We start from the raw sequence: 4,368 nt of genomic DNA, 5'->3' as shown, positions 1-4,368 counted from the left end.
TTGTTCGCCGACCTGCACACGCCCACCACACAAAATCCCCGCCTTCAGTCCGCCTGAAGGCGTTGTTCAAACCCGACCACCTAGTCTTGTAGGTTGGGGATGTAGGTCTGCTCATGCAGACCAGCTACCATGCTGGATTCACAAGATAAATCCCCAGCCGATTTGTGCAACAGAGTCGATTGTCTCGGCAAATCATTGAAAAAACGCGTCAATTTCAACTCTGGCGACTTGCTTAATACAGCGTAACCCATAGGGTAATCAATTGAACGTTGCAGCCCCACTGGCAAAGCCGCGTCACCAAAGGGAGAAACGACATGAGAGCCAAGAATACGCTTTTCGCCACCACCGCCGCCGTTGCTGTGCTAGGGCTTTTGCCTGCCATGGCATCGGCCGAAACCAAGCTGAAATGGGCGCACGTGTATGAATCGAGCGAGCCATACCATACCTGCGCTGTGGCCGCGAACGACCTGCTGATGGAGGCCACCGAGGGACGCTACGGGATCGAAGTCTTCCCTGCCTCCTCGCTGGGTAAGGAGGTCGACATCAACGAAGGCCTGGCATTCGGCACGGTCGATATCATCTACACCGGGCAGTTGTTTGCCGGCCGCTCCTACGGTCCCATCGCCATCGGCGGTGCGCCGTTCATGTTCCGCGACTGGGATCACTGGAACAAGTTCCGGAATTCGGATCTGTTTGCAGAATTGTCCCAGGGCTACACCGATGCCACCGGCCACCAGATCACCGCGATGACCTATTACGGCGCGCGACATGTCACCTCGAACAAGCCGATCCTGACGCCGGCCGATATGGAAGGTCTGAAGATCCGCGTGCCGAACGCGCCGCTCTACATGATGTTCCCCGAGGCCACCGACGCCAACCCGGCCCCGATCGCCTTTGCCGAGGTCTATCTGGCGCTGCAGCAGGGCACTGTCGATGCACAGGAAAACCCCCTGCCCACGATCCAGGCCAAGAAGTTCTACGAAGTGCAGAGTGACATCAACCTGACCGGCCACATCACGGATGCGCTGCTGACCATCGTTGGCGGCCCGGCATGGGGCGCAATGAGCGAGGCCGATCAAGCCGCGCTGTCGCAGGTGACCAAGGACACCGCCGTCTGCGCCACGGATGCCATCATCAAGGCAGAAAGCGAATTGGCGGAATGGTTCCGCGGTGAAGGCGTCCAGGTGAACGAAGTCGACCGTGGCCCGTTCATCGAGGCCGTCAAGGTCATGCACAACGGCGAAATGGCGACGTGGGACCAGGCGACATACGATCGCCTGCAAGCCATCGAATAAGCTGACCCATTGACGCAGGCAGGCGGGCCCGCTGCCCGCCTGCTCCCCAAATACCTCGAAGGAAACGCCATGAGCGGACCAGACTCGTCCGAAGAAAAGCTGACGGCACCGATCATCCTCGAAGAAGAGGAAATCGACCTGTCGGATCAGAGATGGGATGACAGCTTGGTGCTGATGCTGTTCTGGGGTTTGGCCTTTGTCGTGTTTCTTCAGTTCTTTACGCGCTATATCCTGAACGACTCCATCGCCTGGACCGAAGAAGTCGCGCGCTTCATGCTGATCGGCGTGACCTTCATCGGGGCCATCATGGCCACTCGCAAGCAGAGCCATATCGCCGTTGAGTTCTTCTACCGATGGATCCCCCGCACCGGGCGAAGGGTCGCACAGACCTGCATTGATGTGGTGACCACCGGATTCTTCATCATGCTCGCGTATTTCAGTTCGCAAATCGCGGGCCGCACGCAGCAGATGATGGTCTCTCTCGAATTCCCCAAATCGACGGTCTACTGGATCGTTGCCGCCGCTTTCGTCTGTATGGCGCTCTATTCCGCATGGAACACCTGGCGTCACCTCAGCACCGGCACCAGCAAACTGATCGACCCCTACCTGCATGCGGACCAGATCCGCGCCATCGACTAGGAGCACCCTCCAGTGGACATCATTTGGCTTTTCGCAATGCTGGCGGGCATGCTGGTCCTGGGCGTTCCGGTTGCTGTCGCCCTCGCCGGATCCTCGGCGATCTTCATTATCTTCAATGGCTCACCGCCACCCATGGTGGTGGCGCACCGCATGATCAACGGTGTCGACAGCTTTCCCCTGCTGGCCGTTCCCTTCTTTATTCTGGCGGGAAACCTGATGAACACCGCCGGGATCACCGAGCGGATCTTCAACTTTGCGCTAGCGCTTGTCGGCTGGATGCGCGGCGGCCTGGGCCATGTGAACGTGGGCGCCTCGGTGATTTTCGCGGGTATGTCGGGCGCCGCGGTCGCCGACGCGGGCGGCCTCGGTGCGATCGAGATCAAGGCTATGCGAGACGCCAAGTACGACCCGAAGTTCGCGGTCGGAATCACCGCAGCCTCCTCGACCATCGGGCCGATCATTCCACCCTCCCTGCCGATGGTGATTTACGGAGTCGTCGCCGGGGCGAGCATCGGACAGTTGTTTGTCGCCGGGTTCATTCCCGGTCTCCTGATGGCGCTCTCATTGATGATCATGATTTCGATCATGGCCCGGCGCAAAGGCTTTGGCCGCGACCAGACCTTTTACTGGTCGGTCCTGTGGTCAAGCTTTCGGCGTGCATTTCTGTCCCTGCTCACACCCGTCATCATCGTCGGAGGAATCCTGTCGGGCGCCTTCACCCCGACCGAGGCCGCCGTGGCCGCCTGTGCCTGGGCGCTGTTTCTGGGGCTGATCGTGTATCGGACGCTTTCGGTGCGCCGGTTCCTGCGCGTCAGCTTTGACACCATCGAAACGACGGCGGTCGTCCTGCTGGTTGTTGGCGCCGCCGCGATCTTTGCCTGGATCCTGACCTCCAACCGGGTGCCGGAACTCTTCGCCGCCGGGTTGCTGACCATCTCTGACCGCCCGTGGGTGCTGCTGTTGCTGATCAACCTGATCCTGCTCGCCGTGGGCTGTTTCATGGAGACCGTGGCAGCGATCACGATCATGGTGCCGGTGCTGTTGCCGATTGCCGTGACGCTTGGCGTCGATCCCGTGCATTTTGGCGTGATCATGGTGCTGAACCTGATGCTGGGGCTTTTGACGCCGCCAGTGGGCATGGTGCTCTATGTGTTGGCGCGCGTAGCCAAGATCCCGTTCGAGCAATGCGTTGTCGGCACGGCTCCCTTCCTTGTCCCGCTGGTGCTCGTGCTGCTGCTAGTGACCTTCGTCCCCGGCATCACCATGTGGTTGCCGACCCTGATCTACCGCTAGGACCGCCATGACACACCCTGTTCCGATCGAGGATCTGGCCCGGTTCTGCCGTGACGTTCTGACCGCCGTGGGCGCTGACGACGAAACCGCCCGCGACTGCGCGGATTCCATGATGCACGGCACCATTCATGGGGTCGACAGCCATGGCGTGCGCCTCTTGCCCCATTACACCAAATCGCTGCAGGGCGGTCGGCTGAACAAGAGACCCAAGCTGGAATTCAGCCGGACGCGGAGCGGCTCCGGCATGCTGAACGGTGACAATGCCCAGGGCGCGCGCGCCACATACTCCGCGATGGAGCACGCTTGCGATCTGGCCAGCGAGGCGGGGATCGGCGCGGTGGGCATTACCCGTTCCTCGCATTTCGGACCGGCCGGTGCCTATACCCTGCGCGCGGCCCAGCGGGGCATGTTGGCCCTGGCCACCTGCAACAGTGACAGCTTCGTGCGCCTGCACGATGGGGCAGAGCGCTTTCACGGCACCAACCCTTTGTCCGTCGCGTGCCCTGCCCCGGGGAACCCGTGGCTTCTGGACATGGCAACAAGTGCCGTGCCTTACAACCGTGTGGAACTCTACCGGTCCACCGGCACCACCCTTCCCGAAGACGTGGCATCTGACAGCACCGGCGCCGATACGACGGACCCGCATCTGGCGGACATGCTGGCACCTTTGGGAGGTGCGTTCGGGTTCAAGGGCGCGGCACTGGGTGGCGTGGCCGAACTGCTATCGGCAGTGCTCACGGGCATGAAACTCTCGCCGGATATTGCCCCCATGGGAGGGCCAGACTTCAGCACGCCGCGCGGGATGGGAGCGTTTGTCATCGCACTCGACCCGAGCGCCTTTGCTGGGGCCGAAATGGTGCAGGCCGGGATAACGCGGTATTTGGAACTTTTGCGCGCCTCTCCTGCCCGGCCCGGCGGAAAGGTAATGGCGCCAGGTGATCGCGAATGGGCTTTGGCGATGGAACGCCGCCAAAACGGGATCACGCTTGATCCGGTGACTGCAGACAGTTTTGCCGAGTTGGCACGCAGCCTAAAGATTGCCCCCGTGGTTTAAGGTTTCCAGCGGCTTTGTTGCACAAATCGGCTGAAGGATTCACTGTTTGAATCCAGCATGATAGCCGTGGGGTATGAGCAGTTGGGC

The 4,368-nt window shown here is 60.9% G+C and carries 4 protein-coding genes; all 4 read left to right on the top strand.

The features are described from left to right. Window positions 1-314: 314 nt before the first annotated feature. The 4 genes from RXV88_RS23185 (at window position 315) to RXV88_RS23170 (ending at window position 4,281) form a co-directional block, all read left to right on the top strand. A complete protein-coding gene (locus RXV88_RS23185; RefSeq protein WP_316296086.1) occupies window positions 315-1,295 on the top strand; it encodes a sialic acid TRAP transporter substrate-binding protein SiaP in 981 nt (326 codons plus the stop codon). A gap of 69 nt (window positions 1,296-1,364) precedes the next feature. Further along, window positions 1,365-1,934: a TRAP transporter small permease gene (locus RXV88_RS23180; protein WP_316296084.1), complete on the top strand. Its 570-nt coding sequence runs from the start codon at window positions 1,365-1,367 to the stop codon at window positions 1,932-1,934. A 12-nt stretch (window positions 1,935-1,946) separates the two neighbouring features. Next, window positions 1,947-3,227 (top strand): TRAP transporter large permease, encoded by a 1,281-nt coding sequence (locus RXV88_RS23175; RefSeq protein WP_316296083.1) that lies wholly within the window; start codon window positions 1,947-1,949, stop codon window positions 3,225-3,227. 7 nt (window positions 3,228-3,234) lie between these two features. Then, window positions 3,235-4,281: an Ldh family oxidoreductase gene (locus tag RXV88_RS23170; RefSeq protein ID WP_316296081.1), complete on the top strand. Its 1,047-nt coding sequence runs from the start codon at window positions 3,235-3,237 to the stop codon at window positions 4,279-4,281. Window positions 4,282-4,368: the final 87 nt, after the last annotated feature.

Source organism: Aestuariicoccus sp. MJ-SS9 (genome assembly GCF_032586235.1).
Lineage (GTDB): Bacteria > Pseudomonadota > Alphaproteobacteria > Rhodobacterales > Rhodobacteraceae > Aestuariicoccus.
The sequence above is the reverse complement of the archived record's forward strand: the minus strand, read 5'-3'. Positions and strand labels throughout refer to the sequence as shown.

Bases quoted from the DNA above. Each gene is read 5' to 3' on its own strand.
- RXV88_RS23185 (WP_316296086.1), top strand. From the start codon at position 315: ATGAGAGCCAAGAATACGCTTTTCGCCACCACCGCCGCCGTTGCTGTG.
- RXV88_RS23180 (WP_316296084.1), top strand. From the start codon at position 1,365: ATGAGCGGACCAGACTCGTCCGAAGAAAAGCTGACGGCACCGATCATC.
- RXV88_RS23170 (WP_316296081.1), top strand. From the start codon at position 3,235: ATGACACACCCTGTTCCGATCGAGGATCTGGCCCGGTTCTGCCGTGAC.